A 23488-nucleotide genomic window follows, 5' to 3' on the forward strand; every position below is an offset into this window, starting at 1 on the left:
ATGCACGACCAACGAACGCACATTTTTGTATCGCAATGTATTGGCGTAGGCGCTCTCGGACGGTCCGATACAATCAGGCTCGATCCCTGAAACATCCAGTACACACAAGTAGCGCGATTGTTCCGGCAGCATGAGGCATGTCGCCTCCTCGGAAGGAAGAGCAAATGAAAGCGCGTAATCTCTTGATGTCGGCCGGCGTCATCGCGATCGGTGTACTGTCGCTCCAGGCAGCCCAGGCTCAGCAGCACGTGACCCAGCGCACTGATCTGGTGCAAAGCGACATCAGCGTGCCCGGGAAAGAAGTCCTTCAGGTCAGGGTCGACTTCAATCCCGGTGTTGTATCGATCAACCACAGGCACCCGGGCGAAGAGGTTGCCTACGTGCTCGAGGGAACTCTCGAGTATCAGCTCGAAGGCCGTCAGCCTGTTAGCCTCACGGTAGGCCAGGCGCTGTTCATCCCGGCTGGTGTGGCGCATATCGCCAAGAACGTCGGTCCGGGCAAAGCCTCGGAACTGGCGACTTATATTGTCACAAAGGGCGCCCCGCTCCTCGAGCCCGTGAAGTGAGTTCTCCGATGGACCTCAACATAGGGGAGGGCGCATTGTCATCACAAGAAACATTCCAAAGTCGGCAGTTTTCGCGCCGTTCACTGCTTTTGGGCGGTGCGGCGGTGGGGCTGGCATCGGCCACCTTTCCATTGGCGGGCGCTTTCGCCTCAGATCCTGTGAGGAGGCCCGTTCCTGATTGGATCCGGCCCTTCCAGGCAAACATTCCCGAGGCGGCATTGGTTGATCTGCGCCTGCGGCTTGCCGCGACCCGATGGCCAGACGGCGAGACGGTGACTGACCGCTCACAGGGCGTTCAACCCAACAAGCTGAAGCCCCTCGTGGAGTACTGGCAGACTGCATACGATTGGCGTCAGGCCGAGGCCAAGCTGAATGCCTTTCCACAGTTCCTGACAACCATCGATGGGGTGGACATTCACTTCATCCACGTCCGCTCTCCTCACGAGAATGCGCTGCCGCTGATCATGACCCATGGATGGCCAGGATCAGTCTTCGAGCTCCTGAACCTGATCGGGCCCCTTACTGATCCCACGGCTCATGGCGGCAAAGCCGAAGACGCCTTCCATCTCGTACTCCCGACAATTCCAGGCTTTGGGTTCTCGCAGAAACCCACAACGAAGGGTTGGAACCCGCAGCGTATCGCGGCGGCATGGGATGTGCTCATGAAGCGCCTCGGATATCCGAGATATGTTTCTCAAGGCGGAGATTGGGGCGCCATCATCAGCGACGCCCTGGGCCGTCAGGCACCTGAAGGACTTCTGGCGATCCACGTCAACCGGATCGAACGTGCAACCACCTTCCCACCCGATGCCGCGCTTGCTCTCAGGAGCGGCGGCCCGGCACCGGACAACCTGTCCCCCGAAGAGAAGGTCATTTTCGATGAAGCCCGGGACTTCCTGAACAACGGCTTCGGATACGCCGCGATCATGGGAACCCGGCCTGAGACGGTCGGTTATGGGCTCGCGGACTCGCCAGTCGGCTTGGCCGCCTGGCTGTATGACAAGATCGCCGATTGGGTCTACACGCGGGGCGACCCCGAGGCGGCTCTCAGCAAGGACGCGATCCTCGACAACATCACGCTCTATTGGCTGACGAACACCGGCCCATCAAGTGGGCGGATCTACTGGGAAAATACCGCCTCCGGCGCGAAACTGACCCCTGTGAAGGTGCCAGTAGCCGTGACGGTGTTTCCAGGAGAGGTCTACAAGCCGCCGAAGAGTTGGCTGTCGCGGGCTTATCCGAACCTCATCTATTACAATCGGGTCGAGAAAGGTGGCCATTTTGCTGCCTGGGAAGAGCCCGAACTCTTCAGCGCCGAGATGCGTGCCGCATTCAGGACCGTTCGCTGATCAAGGTCATGCCGAGCCGGCGCATAGCCGGCTCGGCATGATACGTCGGGCGCGAATCATCATGGAAACTTCAGTGACAACACAATCGAAACGGAAGATCGCTTTTGCCCTGCTGATGGGCATCGTGACGACGGGTGTTATCTCCTTTGTGCTGCTCGCACTCAACGTGGGCTTCTCGGAGAAATTTGCCCTCACATGGCTGCGCTCATGGGGCATCGGATACGTGATTGTCGTCCCTGTCATTCTCCTCGTCGGTCCGTGGCTACAGGCACAGGTCAACCGAATGATTCAATGAACTCCCCGAGTTTTCTGGAGGGATCTGCTATGCTCAAGCGTTCGTTGTTTGCCATTTTCGGTTTTGTCCTCGGCTCCTCGGCTGCTTGGAGCTGCACCGACATATCTGCCGCGAAGGAACAGGCCATGGACATCGGATACATTGATGTAACTTCCGACATCACGCTCAGAAGGATGAGAGCCGGCCCTCCGAGTCCTAAGGGGACAGTGCTTCTGCTACATGGGTTTCCGGAGACGTTATGCGCCTGGAAAGAGATATCCAGGGATCTCTCCGCAGACTACGAGGTCCATGCCATCGACTGGCCGGGCTATGGTCTTTCATCGCGGCCTGCCGCCGATAGGTTCTCCTACTCGCCAAAAGACTACGCGGGTGTCTTAGGCGAATACATCAAGAAGGCTGGTATCGATACATCGAAGCTCACGATCTATGCGACAGATATCGGTGCCCTGCCGGCGCTGCTGTTGGCTCTGGACGATCCGAAGGTCGCTAGGACTATCATCGTGGGTGACTTCGCGCCCTTCAACCGGCCCCAGTACATGCACGATAGATTGCAAGGTCTGAAGTCTGAGCCTTCGGCAACGGCGATACTCGCTACCTACAAGACCAGGACTGGCGGGGAAATTCTTGACACTGCAGTGAGGGGAGGACTGTCCAAAGAGGCGCAGTTTGACGTCTCCGCTGACTTCAAGGAGGACGTCTCCCGTGGATGGAGCCATGGGGGAATGACGCCACCCGAGGCCTTCTACCACTACTATGCCAACTTCACCCGCGACGAAGATTTTCTCGAAGCGAACCTGCACAAGCTCAAAACACCCGTAAGGATAGTGTGGGGCGAAAAGGACGTCTACATTACGAAGGAGATGGGGATCGAGTTCGCGAACAGGGTCAATGCGGACATCACCCTTCTGCCTGGTATCGGACACTACCCTCATCTTCAAAGCCCGAAGCAGACCGTTGAGGAGATCCGTGCCTCGTTCCGATGACGGACAGAAACCAAGGGAAACGCGGAGCAATGTAAGGTAGCGCGTCATTGCCTCTGCGAACACCAGCGCTTAGACAGGCTGAGCATGCCGAGCCACCTCGATAGTGGCTCGGCGCACGACTTCAATCAAGCACGATCGGCATCAACAATCGCCTGGGCGAAGGCGTGTGGGGCCTCCTGAGGCAGGTTGTGGCCTATCCCGCCAGTGATCAGGCGATGCTCATACTTGCCGGAGAACTTCTTGGCATACACAGCCGGATCCGGGTGAGGTGCGCCATTGGCATCACCTTCGAGAGTGATCGATGGGATGCTGATCACCGGGAATTCAGCCAGACGGCGCTCGAGGTCGTCGTACCGGCGCTCGCCGTCTGCCAAGCCAAGCCTCCAGCGGTAGTTATGGATCGCAATCGCGACATGATCGGGATTGTCGAAGGCGGCGGCGCTACGATTGAATGTCGCCTCGTCGAAATCCCACTTTGGTGAGGCGAGTTGCCAGATCAGCTTGGCGAACTCGCGTCGGTACTTCTCATACCCAAGGCGCCCACGCTCTGTAGAAAAGTAATATTGATACCACCATTGCAGCTCAGCCTGAGGTGGCAGCGGCATCTGGTTGAGTGCCTGGCTGCCAATAAGATAGCCGCTCACGGAGACCATCGCCTTGAACCGCTCCGGCCAGAGCACCGCAAGGATGTTGGCGGTGCGCGCGCCCCAGTCGCAGCCGGCCACGACCGCCTTCTCGATCCTGAGAACATCCATCAGGGCAATGATATCGACGGCGATCGCCGACTGTTGGCCGTTACGGTGCGTATCGCTCTTGAGGAATTGCGTGCTTCCGTACCCACGCAAATAGGGCACGATCACCCGATAATCTGCCTCGGCAAGAACGGGCGCGACGTCAACATAGGTGTAAATGTCATAAGGCCAGCCGTGCAGCAGGATCACAGGCGTGCCATTGGAAGGACCGGCCTCCGCGTACCCAACATTCAGGACGCCTGCCTCGACCTGCTTAAGCGAGGAGAAGGATGTATGAGCGCCTCGCGTTAGCGGCGGAAGCCGGGATAGGGCTGCAGTGGGTACCTGCGCACGTGCGGCGCCCATCATCCCAAGTTGCGAGGCCGCCGCCGTTAGGGCAGCCAAGCCCACGAAGTTGCGCCTCGAACGGTCGATACTCTCTGTCATCGCTTTATCCCTCTGATGAATGAACCGGAGCCATAGAACAGGACCGTCGTGTGTCTCCATTGTGTTCGCTTGGACGCCTTTTGTAAGCTTTTGTATCAGGATCCCTGAACGAAACGTGCGCTTACAATTCGGGCCGATCTGCAAACATCCCGGATACGTAGTTCCGGCATCTGTTGGCTACGCTGACAGCACAATCCTCAGCGATGCAAGGAGCCGACACCATGTCAAAGATTGAAAAGGTTCTCTACACCGGCAAGACTCGCACGACCGGCGGACGCGATGGTACATCGCGCAGCGACGACGGTCGTCTCGATATCCAGCTATCTCACTTCGTGGGAAAGGGAAGCGGTACAAATCCCGAGCAGCTCTTTGCAGCCGGCTGGTCGGCCTGCTTCCTCGGCGCGATCGCCAAAGCAGCCTCCAAGCGGAAGATTGAGCTTCCGAAGGACCACGCGATCAATGCGGAGGTCGATATTGGTCAAACCGGCGATGCCTTCTCCCTCCAGGCTCGTCTCAATGTAAGCCTCCCGGGCATCGAACCGGAGACCGCCCGGGCTCTCGTCGATGAGGCCCACCAGACGTGCCCTTATTCCAAGGCCACGCGCGGCAACATCGATGTCGCAATCAACCTGATTTAAGGCCCGTCCAGGCGGGGGCTGCAAGCGGCGCTTTGCCGAACAGCTGGCTTTCCGAGGTGTGACTCCCCCGTGGCGCCATAGCCATGGGGGCTGTCACTCCGAGTTCAATTCTAGAGAATCTGCCTCTTACTGGAGATCGTTATGGGTGTTCCCATTTGGCTTAAGATTGGCGATGGCAGCGGCATTCCTCCATCGATGCGGCGGGCGTGCCCGGTTTGGCTTATCGCCGACAGTTCCAGCTTGGTCGGCCTCTCCGTTGCCAAGGACGTTGTCTAGCGTAGGCATCGGGTCATCCTCGCAGCCCGCGACACAACAGCGATGCAGGATCTTGTCAGGGGATTTCCGCATACGACTGTTGTTGTCGCACTCCCCGGCACGACGCCGGACGACATTTCTCGTATGGTTCAGGAAGCGAAGGACCAGTTCAGGCCGATCGAGGTCCTCGTCAATACCCCAGGTGTCGGCAGTCTTCCGTCCCTTGGATGATGGCGGCACCCTCCGTTGCGTGAGTGGGTGTCGAGGTGGGGTCAGCCAAGGACAATCTCCGCGGCAAGGCCCCCGCCAGACCGGTTCTTGAGGTTGAGCGAACCGTCGATTGCCAAGGCCAGTTGCTGGGCTATGGCCAGGCCAAGACCGGTTCCTCCCGTATCCCGGTTCCGGGACTGCTCCAGCCGATAGAAGGGCTGAAGGACAGCTTCGAGTTGCCCATCGGGAATCCCCGGGCCGCGATCGAGGACAACGATGTAAATTTTTCCATCCGGCTTCCTCCCGACATCGACTTCCGCCTCTCCAGCAAACTTCAGGGCATTGTCGATGAGATTCGTCAGGATCCGCCGGAGAGCATGGGGCCGTGTGGTCACGACGGCATCAATCGTCTGTAGAGCTTTTACGGCCTTCCCCGTATCCTGATAATCGGAGACGATGCTCTCAACGAAAGAACCGACATCGATCCGAGCCGGCTTTTCGACGTTGCCATGTGCTGTCCTGGCATAAGCCACACCCTCGCGCACAAGTCGCTCAATCTCCGAGAGGTCGCTGAGAAGTTTCTCCTTTCCCGGGCCATCCTCAGCGACCTCGGCACGGAGTTTCATGCGCGTAATGGGCGTCTGAAGATCATGCGAGATCGCAGCCAGGATCTGGACCCGCTCCTTGAGGTAGTGGGTGATCCGGTCCTGCATCGTGTTAAAAGCTGTCGCCGCGTAGGCGACTTCTGCCGGTCCGGTTTCATCGAGCCGAGCCACCTCTTTGCTAGGATCCAAGGCCTCGGCCGCCATTGCGAGCCGGTGAAGCGGCCTGATTGCCGAGCGGACAGCAATGTAGGCGCACAGCAAGAGAAGGGCGAGTTGTGCTAACAGAACATAGGGAAGCCACGAGGCGAGCGGCATGACCCTTGGACGTAAGTCGATCGTCACTTGAGAGCCATCGCTAAGTGTCACATGAGCTTGAACCCGTTGCCGTACGCCCGGAATGGTTTCAATGGTAACTGGCAGCCGCTGTCCTACCGCTGTCTGGATGATGTCTGCGACCTCTTTGCCCAGCCCGCTCAGCTCGGGAACGCCAGGGAGACCTGGCCCGAGCTCATATCGATAGTTCCCCCGCTCCAGCGTGGCAATCCATTGATGGCGCTCGCCTGCTGGCAGGCGATCGAGCAGGGCCAGAGAGATCCCGACGTCCTTCTCCAAGTTGCCGAGCATCATCGTCTTGGCGGCCGTGTAACGCTCAAGGAACAGGACCCCAAACGAAAGAACGTGCGCTACGGCTAATCCGGCAAAGAGGATGAGAAACAGCTGCCATCGTAAGGTTCGCGGCAGTTGAAAGAGCCTGCGATGCCAGCTTTCCATGATCATTGCCGTGCCGTCGTGATCTCGACCGGCATTGCGAGTACATAGCCTTCGCTGCGGACGGTCTTGATATAGGCGGGTTCGCGAGCCTCGTCGCGGAGGCGTTGCCTAAGCCGGCTGACGAGCAAATCGATCGATCGGTCGAAGAGTTCGGATTCGCGTCCTTGTGTCAGGTTGAGCAACTGATCCCGTGTGAGAACACGTTGTGGATGGTCCAGGAAGACACGAAGCAGGCGGTACTCGGCGCCGCTCAACGCAACGGCAGTTCCCTCCTTGTCGAGCAGGTGCCTCATCGTCGTATCGAGTTGCCAATCGCCGAAGGTCAACAATTGGCCGGCTTCCGTCACCTGCAGGTTCGGCGGCATCATGCGCGTGCGGCGCAGCACCGCCTTGATCCTAGCAAGCAGCTCCCGAGCGGCGAATGGCTTTACCAGATAATCGTCGGCGCCCATCTCGAGGCCAACGATTTTGTCAGTCTCGTCACTTCGTGCGGTCAGCATCAGGATCGGCGTCGATTTGTGCTTTCCCGCCCGAAGTTCGCGACAGAGAACCAGCCCGTCATCCCCCGGAATCATAATGTCAAGGACAATGAGATCGACCCGGTTGGCTTCGAGAAACGTCCGCATTTGCCGTCCGTCAGCAGCGACGGTTGCGCGGAGACCATTCTTCTTCAGGTAATCGGCAACGAGTTCTCTGATTTCGCGATCGTCATCGACGATCAGGATGTGGTCTGTATGCTCCATGTCCATCACCGCAGATTATGCCGAGCCATTTTAGCATCCCGATTTACGTGAGCATCCCACCTCCCGTCGGAGATTTGTACCTTTCTGTATCCAGCCGATGCAATGATACACGTCCTGACAAAAAATTCCTTTTCGGCTGCCAAATCCATCAACGCGACGCTCCGGGCGGACCCTTTGAGACGTTACTTTGCGGCAATTGGGTGCGATCCTGCGCTCCAGGCACCTACACTGCGATACACTTCGGCCTGTCCTGGACACATGCCAGATACTTCAAGCTGAACAGATGCGGGTCGCGTTCGCCCCGGCCAGTGCACCAGCGCATTGACCCCATCCGAGAGGCCCGGCCATGACCCTGTTCATCGTTTCCTATCTGGCAGGAGTGCTGACGATCGTCAGTCCTTGTATCCTTCCGATCCTGCCATTTGTCTTTTCCAGGACGGACCAGCCGTTTGCCAGAAGCATCCTGCCGATGGCGTTGGGCATGGCCGGCACATTTGCGGCGGTCGCGACCCTTGCTGCCGTCGGCGGAAGTTGGGCGGTGCATGCAAACGAAATCGCGCGCGCTGCTGCCATCGCCTTGCTCGCTGTATTTGGCGTGACCCTCGTCTCGGCACGCGCGGCCGCCTTCCTGACCCGGCCCGTGGTTGCCCTTGGGGGACGCTTGTCTGGGGTTGCGCCCTCAGATCGGCCAAGTGCCAGTGGATCAATGCTCCTGGGAGCCGCGACAGGGCTCCTCTGGGCGCCCTGCGCCGGCCCGATCCTGGGATTGGTTCTGACGGGAGCCGCTCTCCAGGGAGCCAATTTGCAGACATCGTTGCTGTTGCTGGCCTACTCCGCCGGTGCGGCAACATCCTTGGCGCTGGCCGTCCTGGCAGGGGGACGGGTCTTTGCGATGATGAAGCGATCGATCGGTGTCAGCCACCGCGTTCAACAGGCCATGGGCATAGCAGTTCTTGCAGGCGTTGCAGCAATTGTCCTCGGCCTCGACACCGGCCTATTGGCACGCCTGTCCTACGCCAGCACAGCCGGGATCGAACAATCGTTGCTAGATCAGGTTCAGAGCAAGCCCGATGCCATCTCGACGAGTTCCGTAGGATCAGACGCGACTCTAGCCGTCAACAAGGCTGGTCAGGGCTATCGCAGCAGCTTGCCACTCGAAGGCAAGTTCCCGTCCCTTGATGGGGCCGTGAAGTGGCTGAACTCCGGGCCACTGACGACTGAACAACTGCGCGGCAAGATCGTCCTCATCGACTTCTGGACCTATTCCTGCATCAACTGCATTCGCACGATGCCGTACGTACGGGCCTGGGCCGAGAAGTACAAGGATCAGGGTCTCGTCGTGATCGGCGTCCATGCTCCCGAGTTCGCGTTCGAAAAGCGCATCCACAACGTCGAGCGTGCGGTCCAGAATTTCGGGATCACCTACCCGGTGGCGATCGACAACGACTTCAAGATCTGGCGCGCCTTCAGAAACAGCTATTGGCCTGCCCACTACTTTATCGATCCGCGAGGACAGATCAGGCACCACCACTTCGGCGAAGGCGACTACGAGGAGTCGGAGCGTGTCATTCAGGAACTGCTGGCGGAAGGCGGGACACAAAGAGCAGACAAGGGCTTCGTCGCGCCGGACGCAAAAGGAGCGGAAGCTGCAGCTGACTTCGACAGCGTCCAATCGGGCGAGACCTATCTCGGTTACAAAAGAGCCTCCAACTTCGCGTCGCCTGAACAGGTTGGCGCCGACGAAGCGCAGGTCTATTCCGCCGGACGTTTACAGCTCAACGAATGGGCTCTCGCCGGGAACTGGACCATTGGATCTGAGGAGGCTGTGCTCAATCAGTCAGGAGGGGCGATCTCCTACAAATTCTGCGCCAGGGACCTGCACTTGGTCCTTGGGCCCAGCCGCGATGGCAGACCGGTACGGTTTCAAGTCACGATCGATGGCAAAGCACCAGGGACAAACCGTGGTACCGATATCGACGCCAACGGGAATGGGACGGTTTCGGAGATCCGGCTCTACCAGTTGATCCGCCAAGATGATGATGTAGGAGAGCGCACTTTCGAAATTCGGTTCCTTGATCCCGGTGTTGAGGCATACGTGTTCACGTTTGGCTAGGAAGGCTGAATTCTGTCAACCGAAACAACCGTCATTTTGCGGATCGTTGGATGCCATGCCAGTTTGTTTATGACTGGCGTCGGGAACCATCGCCTGTCGATGATGCGCAACCGCATCTGGGACAGGATGCGACGCGTGTGGAATGTCGCGAAAATGCAATCTGAAGGCCGGAGTACTCAATTGATGCTAAGTAGGTCGCCATAAGACTTGCGACGCGGGAGCTGCGGGTGTTTCCTGGGGAGCATGCAACACCATGATCACTCTCCCGGGACGTGGCTCGACGAGGCGGATCGCAAGCGGCTTGCCGCAGCGCTTGCCGGCGCCCGTGAGGCCCGTGTGTATCGCCGCCTCGAGGCGCTGCTATTGGTGGCCGAGGGCCATTCTATGGCCGAGGCGGCCCGCCGCTGCCGGGTCAACCGCTCCAGTGTGCATCGCTGGCTCGTGCAGTACCGGGCCGAGCATGAGGCCGCGGCACTGATCGACCGGCCGCGCAGCGGACGTCCCCGTCGTCACCCGAGGCTCACGCCGCAGCGGCTGGCGGCGGCCCTGGCACGTGACCCGCGCCGCTGCGGCTACCAGGCGACGAGCTGGACGGTGCCGCTGCTGGCGCACGATCTGGCCGCCAAGGGCCTCGCCGTCAGCCCCCGCACCCTGCGGCGCCGGCTGCACGAGGCCGGCTATCGCTGGAAGCGGCCGCGCTATGTCTATGTCGCGCGCGCGGCTCATCTGGCGCAGAAAAAAGGGGCTTGATCCGGCGCCTGAAGGCGGGCTGGCACAGAGGCGATCGGCTGCTGTGCCTCGACTGGACCCTGCTGCGACTGTTTCCGCCCCTGCGGGCGATGTGGGCGCTCAAGGGTACCCAGGCGATCGTGCCGATCACCGGCCGCAATGCCAAGCGGGTGCTGTTTGGGGCGATTGACCTGCACAGCGCGCGCCGGCTGGTGCTGGTCCGCCATCGCGCCGGTCAGGCCGATGCCCAGGCGTTCCTGCGCGTGTTGCGGCGCCACTACCGGGGCGCCGGCTGGCTCTGGCTGCTGACCGACCGGGCGAGCGCCCACACCGCGCCGCAGACCCAAGCCCTGGCCGCCCGGCTGCGCATCCGGTTCGTGTGGCTGCCCCGGCAGGCGCCCGAACTGAGCCCGATGGATCAACTCTGGCGCGAACTCAAGCGCCTGGTAGCGGCCAACCGGCAGGCGGCGTCCATCGATGCTCTGGCCGCCGAGGCCGCTGATTGGGTGCTGACGCTGACGCCGCAGCAGGCGCGCCGCAAGGCCGGCATGGCATCCAAACACTTCTGGCTCAGAAAGCTGTTGCAGAACTTTTGGCGACCTACTTAGGAGCAGTGCTGATCTCATTGATAGGACTGAGCGCCGCTATGCCTGCGTTCGCCAGCTCGGATGACGCTTGGCGGGCAATGCGACAGAAGGTGCGCAGCGGATGTCTCGCAAAGGCGAACGCGACTGGCCTTGGTAAGGTGAACGTCAGTGTGGATCCATTCGGAACGCAAAGTTATGGCACTGCCATTCTCTTCAAGCGCAGAGCTTCCAGACAAGCAAGTCTGGCCTACATATGCGTGATGGACAAGAAGACGGGAGAGGTTGAGGTCGGAGGAGAACAAACGCTGCAATGATTTGCACTCAAGCCAGAATTTGACCATGCGGGCCGACGGACGGTGGGTTCCAGTGTAGTAGCTGGAACTTGATCTGACATTTGGCGTCCGAGAGTTGGTCGGGCTCATCTGTCCGATGGTGTGTTCAAGCTGCGATCATCTTCTCCTTCGCTAACGGGATTGCATCAAGGAAGGTCTGCATCGGTATCTTGCCAAAGCACCACCGGCCCTGATGGGGACGCTCCTCATTATAACTCGCCACCCAAGCATCGAGATCAACCTGCAGCTCCGCAATCGAGCCATAGATCTTCTTGCGGAACGTCACGCGATAGAACTCATCCAGCACCGTCTTGTGGAAGCGCTCCACGATGCCGTTCGTTTGTGGGCTCTTGGTCTTGGTGCGGGTGTGATCCACATCCTCCACGGCGAGATATAGCTCATATTCGTGGCGCTCGGGATTGCCGCAGTACTCGGTGCCGCGGTCGGTGAGCACCCGACACAGCTTCACCTCATGGGCATCAAAGAACGGCAGAACACGGTCGTTGAGCAGGTCGGCCGCGGTGATCGGCGTCTTGCGGTCATCCAGCTTGGCGAACGCCACCTTGGTGTAGGTGTCGAGGAAGGTCTGCTGGTAGATCCGTCCGCCCCCTTTCATGGTGCCGACGGAGAAGGTGTCCTGACCGCCGCAGTCACCGGGGCATGCACTCTCGAATTCGCCATGCGCCTCCTTCTCGGTCTTGGCTTTCTCCAGCGCCGCCAACTGGCTCTCGGTCAGGATCAGGCCCTCCTGCGCCACCTTGGCGTCCAGGGCTTTGAGGCGTTTCGTCTTCGTCTCGAGATCATGCCGCTGCCACACTCCACGCACGCCGGCCGGGGAGATCGAGTGGCCGCGCTTGCGCATCTCGTTGGCAATCCGGATTTGGCCGAAGGCCGGCTGCTCCAGGGACAGCGCGACAATGATCGCCTCGACCTCGGCCGGCGTGCGGTTGGCCCGCAGCGGCTTGCGGCGGGTCAACTCCTGCAAGGCCATCTCGCCGCCGGTCTCATAGAGCTCCTTGAAGCGGTAGAAGCTGTCGCGGGAATAGCCCATCCTGGGACAGGATCGGCTGACATGGCCGAGTTGCTTGGCCAGTTCCAGCAGGCCGACCTTGGCGCGGATGATCTTCTGCTCGCGGGTCATGGCGGTGGTCATTATGAACGCCGAGGCCGGGCGCTGCGCACCCCGACCACTCCGCGCCCGGCCTCGGCTCATGCCTCAGCCTAACGACACCGTCTGTCAGATTAAGTCCAAACTACTTCTGTTCCAGCATCTTGGGCACCGCCCCTCAACGATGCACTCTCATAGCCTGCTCAGGCTTCAGTTGCGTTACATCACATCAAATTGCTCACCCGCCTCAAAGCAACCTTTTCCACGAGGCTCCGGCCCGTCCGGTTACCCGACCGAGCCCCCGGTAGCTACCAGATCAACCGACAAATCTGTGGGTGGAACCGTCCTCCTCTGGTAATCCGCACCTTCGGAACGCACTGCCATAAACGGACTTCTCGTCCAAATCGTCCAGAGTCGCTCCGAACGCGGCCCATCGGCCCACGCGGCGCCTATTACGCTTCTTATTGTAGCGACCAGCTTTTGCCTGAGCCAGCTGACACGTACTCGATCTTAGTCCCACGCACCGATCATCTGCTGATCACGCTGTTCGATCAACTGGGTAACCGGAACAGGTGAATGCTCGGCCAGGAATTTGTCGGCTTCCAAGGCTGCCATGCTCCCCATGCCGGCGGAACTGATAGCCTGCCTGAACACCGGGTCGATGACATCGCCGGCGGCCATGCACCCGGCAACGGAGGTTTTCGTCGACCAGGAGCCGACCGTGATGTAGCCGGCCTCGTCCATTTCAAGCTGACCACGAAACAGCTTGGTCGCGGGATCATGGCCGATGGCAACGAAAAGGCCTTCTGTGGAGAGGTCCCTCGTCGCGCCCGTGTTCACATCACGGATCCGAACTCCGGTCACCGCCTTCATCGGCTCCTGGTTGCCAAGGACCTCGTCGATGACGTGGTTCCAGATCACCTCAACGTTCGGCTTGGCCAGGAGGCGATCCTGCAGAATGGGCTCCGCCCTGAGGCGATCACGGCGATGGATGATCGTGACCTTAGAAGCAAGGTTCGACAGGTAGAGCGCTTCCTCCGCCGCTGTGTTTCCGCCTCCCACAACCACGACTTCTTTGTTGCGATAGAAGAAGCCGTCACAGGTTGCACAGGCTGAGACTCCGTACCCGTTGAAGACCTCTTCCGAGGGCAATCTGAGCCAGCGAGCTTGGGCGCCCGTCGCGATGATGAGGGCCTCTGCGATGTACGTATCTCCGGAGTCCCCTTGGGCGTGGAACGGGCGTCTGGAGAGATCAACGGAGGTGATGGTATCAGACACCAGAGTGGTGCCGACATTCTCCGCCTGCTGCCGCATCTGCTCCATCAGCCACGGCCCTTGAATGGGCTCCGCGAACCCAGGGTAGTTCTCGACATCCGTTGTGATGGTGAGTTGGCCGCCCGGCTGAATGCCGGTCACCAGAAGCGGCTTCCGGTTGGCGCGAGCCGCGTAGATGGCAGCGGTGTATCCGGCCGGCCCAGCCCCGATGATCAGGACCTCGGTGCGATGCGTGGTCATAGCGTGGTCTCAAAAATCGAGGGTGGCGAATGCAAACACCCGTTGGAAGGCCTCGCTGCCCGAGCCGCAGCATACGAGGACCTTGTGACGGCATCGATCTCGTTACGGGAGATGCCGAGGTCATCGAGCTCGTGCTCGGAGTAAAGCAACAGCTCACGGACGGACGCACGATACCGCTGGTAGGCGCGGATCCTGGAAAGAAGAAAAGCGACGAACATGGGAATTCTCCGTTTGCAGCTGAAGCAATGGCTTCTTTCAATAGAGGTGATCCTGCCAGCCGGCTGGACTACAAAACAGGCCCAAGACTGAATGAAAGGACTGTACCGTCGCCCGCTCGATGGCAATTGACTGGTCGACGGCGCTATCGGGCTTGAGGATCAAATAGTCCTTGGCCAAAGGGATTATGCGGGATAGAGGCGCTGCAGTTTGGTGCGCGCTTGGACGGTCGTGAAGCGCCAATGAGCTGTGGCTCTAGCCCTGTTGCGCATAACCTCCCACGCGGCGATCTCACGTTGGAGCACCGTTTGATCCGGAAGGCGCTGCCCCAGTCTCGGGTGGATCATCTGGCGCTAACCGCTTTCGCATCAGAGGCAAGAGCACGCCCGAATGTCTATCCTACGCGGTAAATTTCTCTATTAGCGCTCAGCAGCAAGGGTAGCATGCCTCTAGCGCAATCCCTTCTATGAAGCATGCTGAATTGCAAAGAGGCGCGATGCCGCCGATATCGGCAGTGGCTGATTTCAACGCGGCATCGCCTTCTTCCCTCTGGCGCTGTCGTATCGGCTGTTCCCTCTGGAAGGTTTTGGCTTTTGTCGAACCTCTACTTCGCCCGGCTTTTTCTTGTCTGCCGGTACAAGGCCGTTGACGCGTGTTAGCGAAAAGCTGGCTGTAGCGCAGCTCGACTTTGGTCGTGGACAGGCAGGTGTGCGGACCAGCTTGGTACGCTAGTGTTTCTCATGACAAAAAGCGCGTAATTCCCTACTAAGTAGGTCGCCAAAAGTTCTGCAACAGCTTTCTGAGCCAGAAGTGTTTGGATGCCATGCCGGCCTTGCGGCGCGCCTGCTGCGGCGTCAGCGTCAGCACCCAATCAGCGGCCTCGGCGGCCAGAGCATCGATGGACGCCGCCTGCCGGTTGGCCGCTACCAGGCGCTTGAGTTCGCGCCAGAGTTGATCCATCGGGCTCAGTTCGGGCGCCTGCCGGGGCAGCCACACGAACCGGATGCGCAGCCGGGCGGCCAGGGCTTGGGTCTGCGGCGCGGTGTGGGCGCTCGCCCGGTCGGTCAGCAGCCAGAGCCAGCCGGCGCCCCGGTAGTGGCGCCGCAACACGCGCAGGAACGCCTGGGCATCGGCCTGACCGGCGCGATGGCGGACCAGCACCAGCCGGCGCGCGCTGTGCAGGTCAATCGCCCCAAACAGCACCCGCTTGGCATTGCGGCCGGTGATCGGCACGATCGCCTGGGTACCCTTGAGCGCCCACATCGCCCGCAGGGGCGGAAACAGTCGCAGCAGGGTCCAGTCGAGGCACAGCAGCCGATCGCCTCTGTGCCAGCCCGCCTTCAGGCGCCGGATCAAGCCCCTTTTTTCTGCGCCAGATGAGCCGCGCGCGCGACATAGACATAGCGCGGCCGCTTCCAGCGATAGCCGGCCTCGTGCAGCCGGCGCCGCAGGGTGCGGGGGCTGACGGCGAGGCCCTTGGCGGCCAGATCGTGCGCCAGCAGCGGCACCGTCCAGCTCGTCGCCTGGTAGCCGCAGCGGCGCGGGTCACGTGCCAGGGCCGCCGCCAGCCGCTGCGGCGTGAGCCTCGGGTGACGACGGGGACGTCCGCTGCGCGGCCGGTCGATCAGTGCCGCGGCCTCATGCTCGGCCCGGTACTGCACCAGCCAGCGATGCACACTGGAGCGGTTGACGCGGCAGCGGCGGGCCGCCTCGGCCATAGAATGGCCCTCGGCCACCAATAGCAGCGCCTCGAGGCGGCGATACACACGGACCTCACGGGCGCCGGCAAGCGCTGCGGCAAGCCGCTTGCGATCCGCCTCGTCGAGCCACGTCCCGGGAGAGTGATCATGGTGTTGCATGCTCCCCAGGAAACACCCGCAGCTCCCGCGTCGCAAGTCTTATGGCGACCTACTTAGAGCACCGGACGGTTAAACGGACGCATATCCGGCCGCCCTGAGGAAGTTCCAACACTCGTGCGGCTCGAAGAGATTGCAGATGTCGCCGAGGGCGCGCCAAAGCGCGTCAAAGGTTCGGGCTTCAGCTTTGCGCAGGTGTGCCTTGATCTTGGCGAAGGCCTGTTCAATTGGATTAAGATCGGGCGAATAAGCAGGCAGGAACAGAAACCAGGCGCCGCGTTGCTTCAGGCATTGGGCGGCCTTCTCGCTCTTGTGGACCGCCAGGTTGTCGAGGATTACCACGTCGCCTTGGTGCAGCGTCGGCGCGAGCTGGGTCTCGATATAAGCCTCAAACGCCAACCGGGTGATCGGGCCATCAATCACCCACGGAGCGCTCAACTCGCTGCACCGTAGCCCGGCTACAAAGGTATGGGTTGTCCAGTGTCCAAAGGGAGCTTTCATGCGCAGGCGCTGGCCGCGGCGAGAACGTCCGCGCAGGCGCGTCATCTTGGTGTTGACGTACGTCTCATCGAGAAAGATCAAGCGGTGCGGCTCTTGGCGCATATGCGGCTGACGGTGGGTATGCCAGACGCGGCGCTCATCCCGCACGGCGGCGTGTGCGCATTCCGCCGCCATCAGGACTTTTTTATAGCTGAAGCCGCGGTGGCACAGAAAGCGCGAGAGCATTGCGGGAGCTGCCATCACCCCGTGTTCCTCCAGCAGCCTCGCGGCCAGTTCGGGCATGGTGATGGCGGGGTGGGCCTCGACCGTCTGGATCAGGAAGCTCTCATAAGCCACCAGCTTGCCGCGTCCGGGCGGGCGGCCTTGCCGGGCCGGCGCCGGCGAGCCGGTGTCCCGCGTTCGCCGCACCAGCTTGATGGCCAAGCTCTCGCTGACGTCAAAGTGCTCGGCTGCCGCTCGGCAGGAATGACCGGCCTCGACAAAGTCGGCGACGCGCACCCGCAGATCCAGGGAATAGCAATGACCCATGATCCACCTCCCGTTCCAGCAAGTGAATCACGGATCGCGCCAGCCCAAAACCCCGGGAGTCGGATTTCCAGTCCGGTGCTCTAGTATAAGTTGATGGAAGGCGCCTTGGTCCCGAAAACTTCGGCTTAATACCACCCTTAAGTTGAGTAGATCAGCGAAGTCATGCTTCCGAGAGCCACGCCAGAGGCGACCTGTGGCAGGCCGCCGTCGAAAGGCTAAGAGTCGGTCCGAGCGATTCATGAGCTTTGACAAAGCCTTGCGATCCTGCGGGTCATGAGCCGGATCATGGCGAGTTGCACGAACGCCAGCTGCGTGCGCGTGAGGTTCTCAAAATCCTTGACCAGCCGGCGGCAGCGACCGAGCCACCCGAAGGTTCTCTCGACAATCCACCGCTTCGCGACCACCCCGAAGCCTTTGGCTGCCTCCGAGCGTTTGACAATCTCCAGAACCACCTTGCCGGTCCGTTTCGCGGCCGCGGCTGTTGCTGTGCCGCTGTAGGCGCCATCGGCAAACAGGCGCTCCAGGAACACGAACACGCGCCGCACACTCTTCAGAAGCGGCAGAAAGCCATCCCGATCCTGCACATCGGCCGGTGTCACATTCAGCCCGAGCATCAGGCCCAGCGTGTCGACGATAAGGTGGCGCTTCTTGCCCTTGACTTTCTTGGCCGCGTCATAGCCGATCGGATCGATGCGCCTCCCCCTTTTTCGGCGCTCTTGACACTCTGGCTGTCGACGATCGCGGCGGTGGGACTGGCGTGGCGTCCCTCAAGCTCGCGGACCTGCTGGTAGAGCGCGAAGTGCAGGCGGTCGAGCACGCCATCGCAATGCCAGCGCACGAACCAGCCGTGGACGGTGCTGCGCGGCGGCAGATCTTTGGGCAAAGCCCGCCATTGGCAGCCTGTGCTCAAGACGTACAGAACGGCATTGAGGATCTCGCGCACGCGCTCCGGGACTGGCCCGGACCTCGTGCGACGGAGCAGAAATGGTCGCACCCGATCCCATTCGGCATCCGTCAGGTCGCTCGGGTAGCGCAAACCTGTGCGAGCGTAGAGACCTCGGTTCTCTGGGGTCCACATGGGCGCCTCCGCAAATCGGCGCCAACCAGAGAATCACAAGTCATTGCTCGGATTCAACTTTCACTCGGACAGGCTCTTAGTAGAGCATTAACGTCTGTTACATGACAGCCATCACTGGAGTCGACCATGGCTGGGTCGATCCTCTGGGCTCGAGGGGGTGAAAAATCCACCTCCTGCCACTGACGGCCGGGTTTAAGAAAGCGAAATTCCGGCTGCAGGGGAGGGAAGGGGCACTCGAAAGGCTGCAGGGTTTCTGCCAAGTGATCGAAGAGAGCGTCGAGATCGCCAACAAGGATCTGGAAAGATTGATCCTCGCGCGGGAGCTGATGAACCGGGTGGCTAACAAGTGCCGCAGCAATTCCAAGCTGCCTGAGCTCGTAAACCTATTCCTGTCGCGCCCATTGGTGACGGTGCCGCTGGGAGCCAAGGTCCTGAAGGTCACGCCCAAGGGTGTTGACCTGATGTTGGTGCAGCTGGGGGTGCCCTGCCGAGAGAGTTGACTGGACGACGGCGCTACCGCGCTTGGGGGATCGTTTAGCTCCTGCACGTCAGTCGGCCTACAGCATCCAAACTAACCCGGCTCGGCACGACAGGCTGGAGCATCCTAAGGACAGACGCGGAGGCCAGTCGATCTATCTCTCCCCCGGGTGCTCTAGAGGGCACCGTCAGATTAACCGGAGAGTGACCGGTTCGAGACATAGGTAAGGGATGCAGAACGCCCGTCACTCTTGCTATGCCCGCCACCGCTTCCCGGCTGAAGTGATCAGCCATGCCGTCTGGTTGTACTTCCGGTTTCCTTTGAGCCTCCGGATGGTCGAGGAGATGCTGGCCGCCCGAGGTATCCTGGTCAGCCACGAGACAGTCCCGGCAATGGGCGATGAAGTTCGGCCAGACCTATGCCAACCAGATCCGCCGCCGCCTTCCGAAAGCGGGCGACAAATGGCACCTGGATGGTGTGTCACGAACACATTTCTGAAGGAGGAGATGTGGAGCTGTACAAGAGATGAGGGTTGGCCCCTCGAGGTCTGCAGTCAGGTGCCGGCCTCAAACCCCTGCAAGCTGCGGTCGTCAAGAGCGACCGTGGTGAGCGTTGCAGCCAAAGGCGGGACCTCAGTCCCGTCAGGTACGATCCGGAGAGGCGAGCGAAAGCGAACCGCTGATGACGTGTCGAAATGCCAAAGATGATGTCAAAACCGGAGGGTCGTCCATCCTCCGGGATCAGTTCGGGGGCTGTCCTGAAGACTGCCCGAGTGACATCCGGCATGGAGGCGGCGCGAAGCCGGATCAGGCTCTTGTACGGAACGTGAGAACCTGTCGTCCCGCTGCCAAGGGAGACGTCCAAGCGGCTCAAACCGCAAGGACCAGAGGACCGCTGCGGGGCACAGGGGCGGAGCAGCTCTGAGTCAGGTGGAAGGTTCTGTCATGGGACCGGACCGAAGGGGCTGCAGTGTTCCGCCGCGGCGCAGAGCCAACCGGTCACGGGAGGAGCTCTGTGGCCACGGCAAAGCCGTTTTCCATTCCGAAGCGGGAAGTCTGGGACGCCTTCCAGAAGGTGAAGGCCAACCAGGGAGCGGCTGGCGTAGACGGACAGTCGATTGCGGAGTTTGAGGCTGATCTTGCGACCAACCTCTACCGGCTCTGGAATCGCATGTCCTCAGGGAGCTACTTTCCTCCCCCGGTCAGACGGGTCGACCTGCCCAAGAGCGATGGACGGACCCGGCCATTGGGCATTCCCACGGTCGGCGACAGGATCGCTCAGGAGGTGGTCAAACGGTATCTGGAGCCGATCCTGGAGCCTGTCTTCCATGATGACTCCTACGGATATCGCCCCGGCCGATCGGCGATCGAGGCCCTCCGGCAGACCCGCCAGCGCTGCTGGCGGTTCGACTGGGTGCTCGATATCGACGTCCAGAGCTATTTCGACAGCATCGACTGGGAGTTGCTGCTCAAGGCGGTCCGTCATCATACGGACTGTCCGTGGATGCTGCTTTACATCGAGCGCTGGCTGAAGGCTCCGGTCCAGATGCAGGATGGTAGCATCGTCCCGCGCACGGCAGGCACGCCTCAGGGCGGGGTGGTCAGCCCCGTCCTGGCGAACCTGTTCCTGCATTATGTGTTCGACGTCTGGATGGCGCGGAGCTTTCCCGCCATCCTGTTCGAGCGCTACGCGGACGACATCATCTGCCACTGCCGCAGCGAAGAGGAAGCTCGCACGCTGTGGAGTGCCCTGGAGGTCCGCTTTCGGACCTGCGGGCTGGTTCTTCATCCGGCAAAGACGAAGATCGTCTACTGCAAGGATACGAACCGGCGCGGCAACTATCCAGTCCAGTCATTTGACTTCCTCGGCTATAGCTTTCGGCCGAGGAAGGCAGCCTGGCGCGGTGGTCGTTACGGCACCTCCTTCTTGCCAGCGGCGAGCCCAAAGGCGCTGAAGGCCATTCGGCAGACGGTCCGAGGGTAGGCGTTCCACCACCGGACCGACAAATCCCTGGCGGATCTGGCGCGGATGTTCCGACCGTACATCCAGGGCTGGATCACCGACTACAGCCACTTCTACAAGTCGGCGTTGACGTGGACTTTGCATCGCATTGATGCCTTCCTGATCCGCTGGGCCTGCAACAAGTTCAAACGGTTGCGCCGGCGGCCCAAGGGCGCAAGGGAGTGGTTGGCGCAGGTGATCCGCGCCAATCCGCACCTGTTTGCGCATTGGCGCTTTCTGCATGGAAATGGCCGAACATCGGGAGCCGTATGACGCGAGAGTGTCACGTACGGTTCTGGGAGCGCGCGGGGGTGAGATTCCCCCGCGCGACTCGCCAGGTCGTCATCACCATCGCGGGCGAAAAGCATTGGCTCTGGCGGGCCGTGGACCAGAATGGGATTGTGCTCGACTTCCTCGTCCAGAGTCGCCGCAACGCAAAGGCGGCCAAGCGCCTGCTGCGGAAGTTGCTCAAGAAGCAAGGTGCGGCACCGCGCGTGATGATTACGGACAAACTCGCCAGCTACGGCGCGGCCCAGCGCGAGATCATGCCGGGTGTCGAGCATCGCCAGCATAGGGGCTTGAACAATCGTGCGGAGAACAGCCATCAGCCCACCCGGCGACGCGAGCGGATCATGAAGCGCTTCAAATCACCCGGGCAGGCCCAGCGCTTTCTCTCGGTTCATGATCAGATTGCAAACCTCTTCCGCCGTCCCGCCAACACCAGCGCCGCTGATCATCGCAAGTCCCGAGCGCGGGCCTTTCTGGTCTGGCACGAGGTGACTGGCGTTGCCGCTGGCTTCTGATCTGACGATCCGGGACGGGCAGACCTAACTCAGCCCGTTTAGTTGACGATGCCTCACCTATGTGGGACAGTGCAGACAGACATTAAGCAGATAGGCGCGTCTCTCACCGTGCGAACGAGCAACCCGGTTCATCCATATTGCTCGTTCTCCAGAACTTCCCGAACTGCTTGCTCAATCTGGTTGACCCAAGCTGGAATTGAGCCAGGAAGCAGGCGGGCGAGATCGCCTCCCGAGGCACTGGCAGACCGTACCTGTGACGCCGCAGAGCGGGCCTGTGGTATGTCGCCGAGCAGCGTGCAGCACAGAACAACGATTTTGAGGGCAGGAACCCAGTGCGGGCGCAGGGACAGGGCTCGGCGTGCGGTGCTCAGTCCAGCTTCAGGATTCCCGGAAAAGATGTAGGCCACGGACAACAGAAACAGCCACGTGAAGTTCTGCGGATCAAAGGGGGAAAGCCGCAGCCCATGCTCCAGGGGTTCAATCGCATCTTGTGGGCGACCGCTATGGAGACAGGCGGCTCCGAGGATCAGGTGCCCAAGGGCGAAACTCGGGCTGAGGCTGAGAGCCCGTCGCGCAGCTTCGATGGCAGTATCGCACTCGCCGCCAAACACATGAGTCACCGCGACGGCATAGTGCGAGTACGGGTTTTTCTCATCAAGTTCGACGGCCTTCAGACCAGCTTCCATTCCACTTTGCAGACTGACCTCCGGATCGTTCCCCCATCCGTAAGCGGCAAGACCAGCCTCGACGCGTGCCAACCAGATGTATCCATCTGCGGAGTTAGACTCGACTTCAATCGCTTTCAGGAAAAGCTCGCGGGCACGGCGATGCGACTCGGGCCTAATCTTGTGGAACTCCCACATGCCCCGGCGGACGAGGTCCCAGGCGCTGAGGCTCTGCGGGCGCTCCGCGCCACGCTGCCCTTCCTTCTTGAGGAGTTCGGGCTCGATGGCTCCTGCAACCTCCTCAGCGACTTGGTCCTGGAGGACAAGGATATCGCAAACATCGCGATCATACCGCTCTGCCCAAAGGGAGCCGCCGGTTTCCGCCTCCGTGAGTTGGGCCGAGATGCGGACGTGAGAGCCGCTTCGGCGCACGCTGCCGCTGAGGATGTAGCGGACGCCCAATCGTCGAGCGACTTGCTCCGTCTCGATGGCTTTGCCCTTGAAGGCGAAGGATGAACTGCGAGCGGTGACGAAAAGCCAGCGGTCTTTGGCAAGGGCGGTGATGATGTCGTCCGTGATCCCGTCAGCGAAATACTCCTGTTCCGGGTCGCCACTCAGGTTCGTAAATGGAAGTACGGCAATAGACGGCTTGTCGGTGCGGTTCGGGCTCGGGCGCGCTGCCTTTGGCTCACGAGCGGATATGTCTCCGCTCCTCAAGGCGTAAACCCGAATGGGGCGGGCAATGTTCTTGAGGCGTTGTTCGCCCCGATCCTCAAAGGGCAACAACAACTTCCCCTCAAGCTCGTCGTAGACTTTGCCTGAGATACAGATGCCGCCAGGGTCGGCGATGCTCTCCAAGCGAACGGCGATGTTCACACTGTCGCCGAAGATGTCACCATCTGCGCTGATGAGAATATCTCCCAGGTTGATGCCCATCCGTAGCTGGATACCGCCTCCTTCGGGCTGATGCTCAGCCCACTCGGCGACACCGGCTTGAGCCTCCACTGCGCACAGAACAGCTTCGACTGGGCTGGCGAACTCCAGGAGCGCGCCATCACCCATGGTCTTCACCATGCGCCCTCGATGCCGAGATGCAGCAGGTTCGATAATCTCCGACATAGTTGTTCGAATAGCGGAGAGTGTACCTGCCTCATCCGCCTCCATCCGCCCCGACGCACCCACCACGTCAGCCGCCAGGATGGCTGCCAGCCGCCGTTCGACCCTGTGCTCCTGCCGATCCATCGGACCCTAAGTGCCCTTCCGGAGGGAATTGTGCTGCTGACCGAATGAGGTGTCCAGTCTTGGCTGATTAACTACCAAGCCTTGCCGAGAGCATCATGCGGTAGAGGAACAGGTCAAGCTTACCAGCGTTGCCTTTGATCTTG

The 23488-nt window shown here is 60.7% G+C and carries 22 protein-coding genes and 3 pseudogenes; 14 read left to right on the forward strand and 11 right to left on the reverse strand.

Annotated elements, in window-relative coordinates:
* Positions 1–164: 164 nt before the first annotated feature.
* From JO965_RS45750 to JO965_RS45765, 4 genes are all read left to right on the forward strand, one after another.
* Positions 165–566, forward strand: a complete 402-nt coding sequence (locus tag JO965_RS45750) for a cupin domain-containing protein (protein WP_203448348.1) — start codon at positions 165–167, stop codon at positions 564–566.
* 8 nt (positions 567–574) lie between these two features.
* Complete coding sequence (locus JO965_RS45755; RefSeq protein ID WP_203448349.1) at positions 575–1915, forward strand: epoxide hydrolase family protein; 1341 nt, start codon at positions 575–577, stop codon at positions 1913–1915.
* A gap of 73 nt (positions 1916–1988) precedes the next feature.
* Positions 1989–2210, forward strand: coding sequence for a DUF2798 domain-containing protein (locus tag JO965_RS45760; RefSeq protein ID WP_203446729.1), 222 nt, complete (start codon positions 1989–1991; stop codon positions 2208–2210).
* Between the two features lie 29 nt (positions 2211–2239).
* Positions 2240–3193, forward strand: coding sequence for an alpha/beta fold hydrolase (locus JO965_RS45765; RefSeq protein WP_203445913.1), 954 nt, complete (start codon positions 2240–2242; stop codon positions 3191–3193).
* Positions 3194–3318: 125 nt separating this feature from the next.
* Here the strand turns inward: JO965_RS45765 and JO965_RS45770 are convergent, their stop codons facing one another.
* A complete protein-coding gene (locus tag JO965_RS45770; RefSeq protein ID WP_203445912.1) occupies positions 3319–4371 on the reverse strand; it encodes an alpha/beta fold hydrolase in 1053 nt (350 codons plus the stop codon).
* A 221-nt stretch (positions 4372–4592) separates the two neighbouring features.
* Here JO965_RS45770 and JO965_RS45775 point away from each other — a divergent pair, with 221 nt between their 5' ends.
* Together JO965_RS45775 and JO965_RS45780 are read left to right on the forward strand one after the other, a co-directional pair.
* A complete protein-coding gene (locus JO965_RS45775) occupies positions 4593–5009 on the forward strand; it encodes an organic hydroperoxide resistance protein (protein WP_203445911.1) in 417 nt (138 codons plus the stop codon).
* Between the two features lie 318 nt (positions 5010–5327).
* Positions 5328–5495 carry a hypothetical protein gene (locus tag JO965_RS45780; RefSeq protein ID WP_203445910.1) on the forward strand — a complete coding sequence of 56 codons (168 nt, stop codon included), beginning with the start codon at positions 5328–5330 and terminating at the stop codon, positions 5493–5495.
* Between the two features lie 41 nt (positions 5496–5536).
* Here the strand turns inward: JO965_RS45780 and JO965_RS45785 are convergent, their stop codons facing one another.
* Both JO965_RS45785 and JO965_RS45790 read right to left on the reverse strand, forming a co-directional pair.
* Entirely contained in the window at positions 5537–6850 is a 1314-nt protein-coding gene (locus JO965_RS45785) for a HAMP domain-containing sensor histidine kinase (protein ID WP_203448350.1), read from the reverse strand.
* Positions 6851–6852: 2 nt separating this feature from the next.
* Positions 6853–7593 (reverse strand): response regulator, encoded by a 741-nt coding sequence (locus JO965_RS45790; protein WP_203445908.1) that lies wholly within the window; start codon positions 7591–7593, stop codon positions 6853–6855.
* Between the two features lie 346 nt (positions 7594–7939).
* Between JO965_RS45790 and JO965_RS45795 the strand changes: the two genes are divergently transcribed.
* The 3 genes from JO965_RS45795 (at position 7940) to JO965_RS45805 (ending at position 11043) form a co-directional block, all read left to right on the forward strand.
* Positions 7940–9706, forward strand: coding sequence for a cytochrome c biogenesis protein DipZ (locus JO965_RS45795; RefSeq protein WP_203448351.1), 1767 nt, complete (start codon positions 7940–7942; stop codon positions 9704–9706).
* A 243-nt stretch (positions 9707–9949) separates the two neighbouring features.
* Positions 9950–10456 (forward strand): helix-turn-helix domain-containing protein, encoded by a 507-nt coding sequence (locus JO965_RS45800; protein WP_246777289.1) that lies wholly within the window; start codon positions 9950–9952, stop codon positions 10454–10456.
* Positions 10453–11043, forward strand: a complete 591-nt coding sequence (locus JO965_RS45805; RefSeq protein WP_246777290.1) for a transposase — start codon at positions 10453–10455, stop codon at positions 11041–11043. The genes JO965_RS45800 and JO965_RS45805 overlap by 4 nt, the downstream gene beginning before the upstream one ends.
* 417 nt (positions 11044–11460) lie before the next feature.
* Here JO965_RS45805 and JO965_RS45810 read toward each other — a convergent pair whose 3' ends face one another.
* From JO965_RS45810 to JO965_RS45840, 7 genes and pseudogenes are all read right to left on the reverse strand, one after another.
* The gene (locus tag JO965_RS45810; protein ID WP_203448455.1) at positions 11461–12495 is read right to left on the reverse strand and encodes an IS481 family transposase; all 1035 of its coding nucleotides are present in this window, start codon (positions 12493–12495) and stop codon (positions 11461–11463) included.
* Between the two features lie 477 nt (positions 12496–12972).
* Positions 12973–13977, reverse strand: coding sequence for a thioredoxin-disulfide reductase (trxB, locus tag JO965_RS45815; RefSeq protein WP_203448352.1), 1005 nt, complete (start codon positions 13975–13977; stop codon positions 12973–12975).
* Entirely contained in the window at positions 13974–14195 is a 222-nt protein-coding gene (locus JO965_RS49960; protein WP_203448353.1) for a DUF1127 domain-containing protein, read from the reverse strand. The genes trxB and JO965_RS49960 overlap by 4 nt, the downstream gene beginning before the upstream one ends.
* A gap of 763 nt (positions 14196–14958) precedes the next feature.
* Positions 14959–15549 carry a transposase gene (locus JO965_RS45825; protein WP_246777290.1) on the reverse strand — a complete coding sequence of 197 codons (591 nt, stop codon included), beginning with the start codon at positions 15547–15549 and terminating at the stop codon, positions 14959–14961.
* Positions 15546–16052 carry a helix-turn-helix domain-containing protein gene (locus tag JO965_RS45830; protein WP_246777368.1) on the reverse strand — a complete coding sequence of 169 codons (507 nt, stop codon included), beginning with the start codon at positions 16050–16052 and terminating at the stop codon, positions 15546–15548. Before JO965_RS45830 ends, JO965_RS45825 begins: the two co-directional genes overlap by 4 nt.
* A 69-nt stretch (positions 16053–16121) precedes the next feature.
* Positions 16122–17078, reverse strand: a complete 957-nt coding sequence (locus JO965_RS45835; RefSeq protein ID WP_203448354.1) for an IS630 family transposase — start codon at positions 17076–17078, stop codon at positions 16122–16124.
* A 236-nt stretch (positions 17079–17314) separates the two neighbouring features.
* Positions 17315–18156: pseudogene (locus JO965_RS45840) on the reverse strand (IS5 family transposase).
* Between the two features lie 212 nt (positions 18157–18368).
* On the opposite strand from JO965_RS45840, the gene JO965_RS45845 reads away from it, so the two are divergent.
* The 5 genes and pseudogenes from JO965_RS45845 to JO965_RS45865 all read left to right on the forward strand — a co-directional run.
* A complete protein-coding gene (locus tag JO965_RS45845) occupies positions 18369–18656 on the forward strand; it encodes a helix-turn-helix domain-containing protein (RefSeq protein ID WP_246777378.1) in 288 nt (95 codons plus the stop codon).
* 208 nt (positions 18657–18864) lie between these two features.
* Positions 18865–19114 (forward strand): annotated as a pseudogene (locus JO965_RS45855) (IS6 family transposase); the annotation flags it as partial.
* 534 nt (positions 19115–19648) lie between these two features.
* Positions 19649–20617, forward strand: a complete 969-nt coding sequence (gene ltrA / locus JO965_RS45860; protein ID WP_371827057.1) for a group II intron reverse transcriptase/maturase — start codon at positions 19649–19651, stop codon at positions 20615–20617.
* Between the two features lie 45 nt (positions 20618–20662).
* Complete coding sequence (locus JO965_RS49965) at positions 20663–20908, forward strand: group II intron maturase-specific domain-containing protein (protein WP_371827058.1); 246 nt, start codon at positions 20663–20665, stop codon at positions 20906–20908.
* Between the two features lie 62 nt (positions 20909–20970).
* Positions 20971–21438: pseudogene (locus JO965_RS45865) on the forward strand (IS6 family transposase); the annotation flags it as partial.
* A 128-nt stretch (positions 21439–21566) separates the two neighbouring features.
* Here the strand turns inward: JO965_RS45865 and JO965_RS45870 are convergent.
* Complete coding sequence (locus tag JO965_RS45870) at positions 21567–23345, reverse strand: adenylate/guanylate cyclase domain-containing protein (RefSeq protein ID WP_203448356.1); 1779 nt, start codon at positions 23343–23345, stop codon at positions 21567–21569.
* Positions 23346–23488: the final 143 nt, after the last annotated feature.

The sequence above is a fragment of the Microvirga sp. VF16 genome, from assembly GCF_016864375.1.
GTDB lineage: Bacteria > Pseudomonadota > Alphaproteobacteria > Rhizobiales > Beijerinckiaceae > Microvirga.

Excerpts from the sequence above, each read along its gene's own strand:
- JO965_RS45775 (WP_203445911.1), top strand. The coding sequence starts at position 4,593 with ATGTCAAAGATTGAAAAGGTTCTCTACACCGGCAAGACTCGCACGACC.
- trxB (WP_203448352.1), bottom strand. The coding sequence starts at position 13,977 with ATGACCACGCATCGCACCGAGGTCCTGATCATCGGGGCTGGGCCGGCC.
- JO965_RS49965 (WP_371827058.1), top strand. The coding sequence starts at position 20,663 with ATGTTCCGACCGTACATCCAGGGCTGGATCACCGACTACAGCCACTTC.
- JO965_RS45780 (WP_203445910.1), top strand. The coding sequence starts at position 5,328 with ATGCAGGATCTTGTCAGGGGATTTCCGCATACGACTGTTGTTGTCGCA.
- JO965_RS45765 (WP_203445913.1), top strand. The coding sequence starts at position 2,240 with ATGCTCAAGCGTTCGTTGTTTGCCATTTTCGGTTTTGTCCTCGGCTCC.
- JO965_RS45790 (WP_203445908.1), bottom strand. The coding sequence starts at position 7,593 with ATGGAGCATACAGACCACATCCTGATCGTCGATGACGATCGCGAAATC.
- JO965_RS45755 (WP_203448349.1), top strand. The coding sequence starts at position 575 with ATGGACCTCAACATAGGGGAGGGCGCATTGTCATCACAAGAAACATTC.
- JO965_RS45830 (WP_246777368.1), bottom strand. The coding sequence starts at position 16,052 with ATGCAACACCATGATCACTCTCCCGGGACGTGGCTCGACGAGGCGGAT.
- JO965_RS45770 (WP_203445912.1), bottom strand. The coding sequence starts at position 4,371 with ATGACAGAGAGTATCGACCGTTCGAGGCGCAACTTCGTGGGCTTGGCT.
- JO965_RS45795 (WP_203448351.1), top strand. The coding sequence starts at position 7,940 with ATGACCCTGTTCATCGTTTCCTATCTGGCAGGAGTGCTGACGATCGTC.
- JO965_RS45870 (WP_203448356.1), bottom strand. The coding sequence starts at position 23,345 with ATGGATCGGCAGGAGCACAGGGTCGAACGGCGGCTGGCAGCCATCCTG.
- JO965_RS45750 (WP_203448348.1), top strand. The coding sequence starts at position 165 with ATGAAAGCGCGTAATCTCTTGATGTCGGCCGGCGTCATCGCGATCGGT.
- JO965_RS49960 (WP_203448353.1), bottom strand. The coding sequence starts at position 14,195 with ATGTTCGTCGCTTTTCTTCTTTCCAGGATCCGCGCCTACCAGCGGTAT.
- JO965_RS45810 (WP_203448455.1), bottom strand. The coding sequence starts at position 12,495 with ATGACCCGCGAGCAGAAGATCATCCGCGCCAAGGTCGGCCTGCTGGAA.
- JO965_RS45835 (WP_203448354.1), bottom strand. The coding sequence starts at position 17,078 with ATGGGTCATTGCTATTCCCTGGATCTGCGGGTGCGCGTCGCCGACTTT.
- JO965_RS45785 (WP_203448350.1), bottom strand. The coding sequence starts at position 6,850 with ATGGAAAGCTGGCATCGCAGGCTCTTTCAACTGCCGCGAACCTTACGA.
- JO965_RS45800 (WP_246777289.1), top strand. The coding sequence starts at position 9,950 with ATGCAACACCATGATCACTCTCCCGGGACGTGGCTCGACGAGGCGGAT.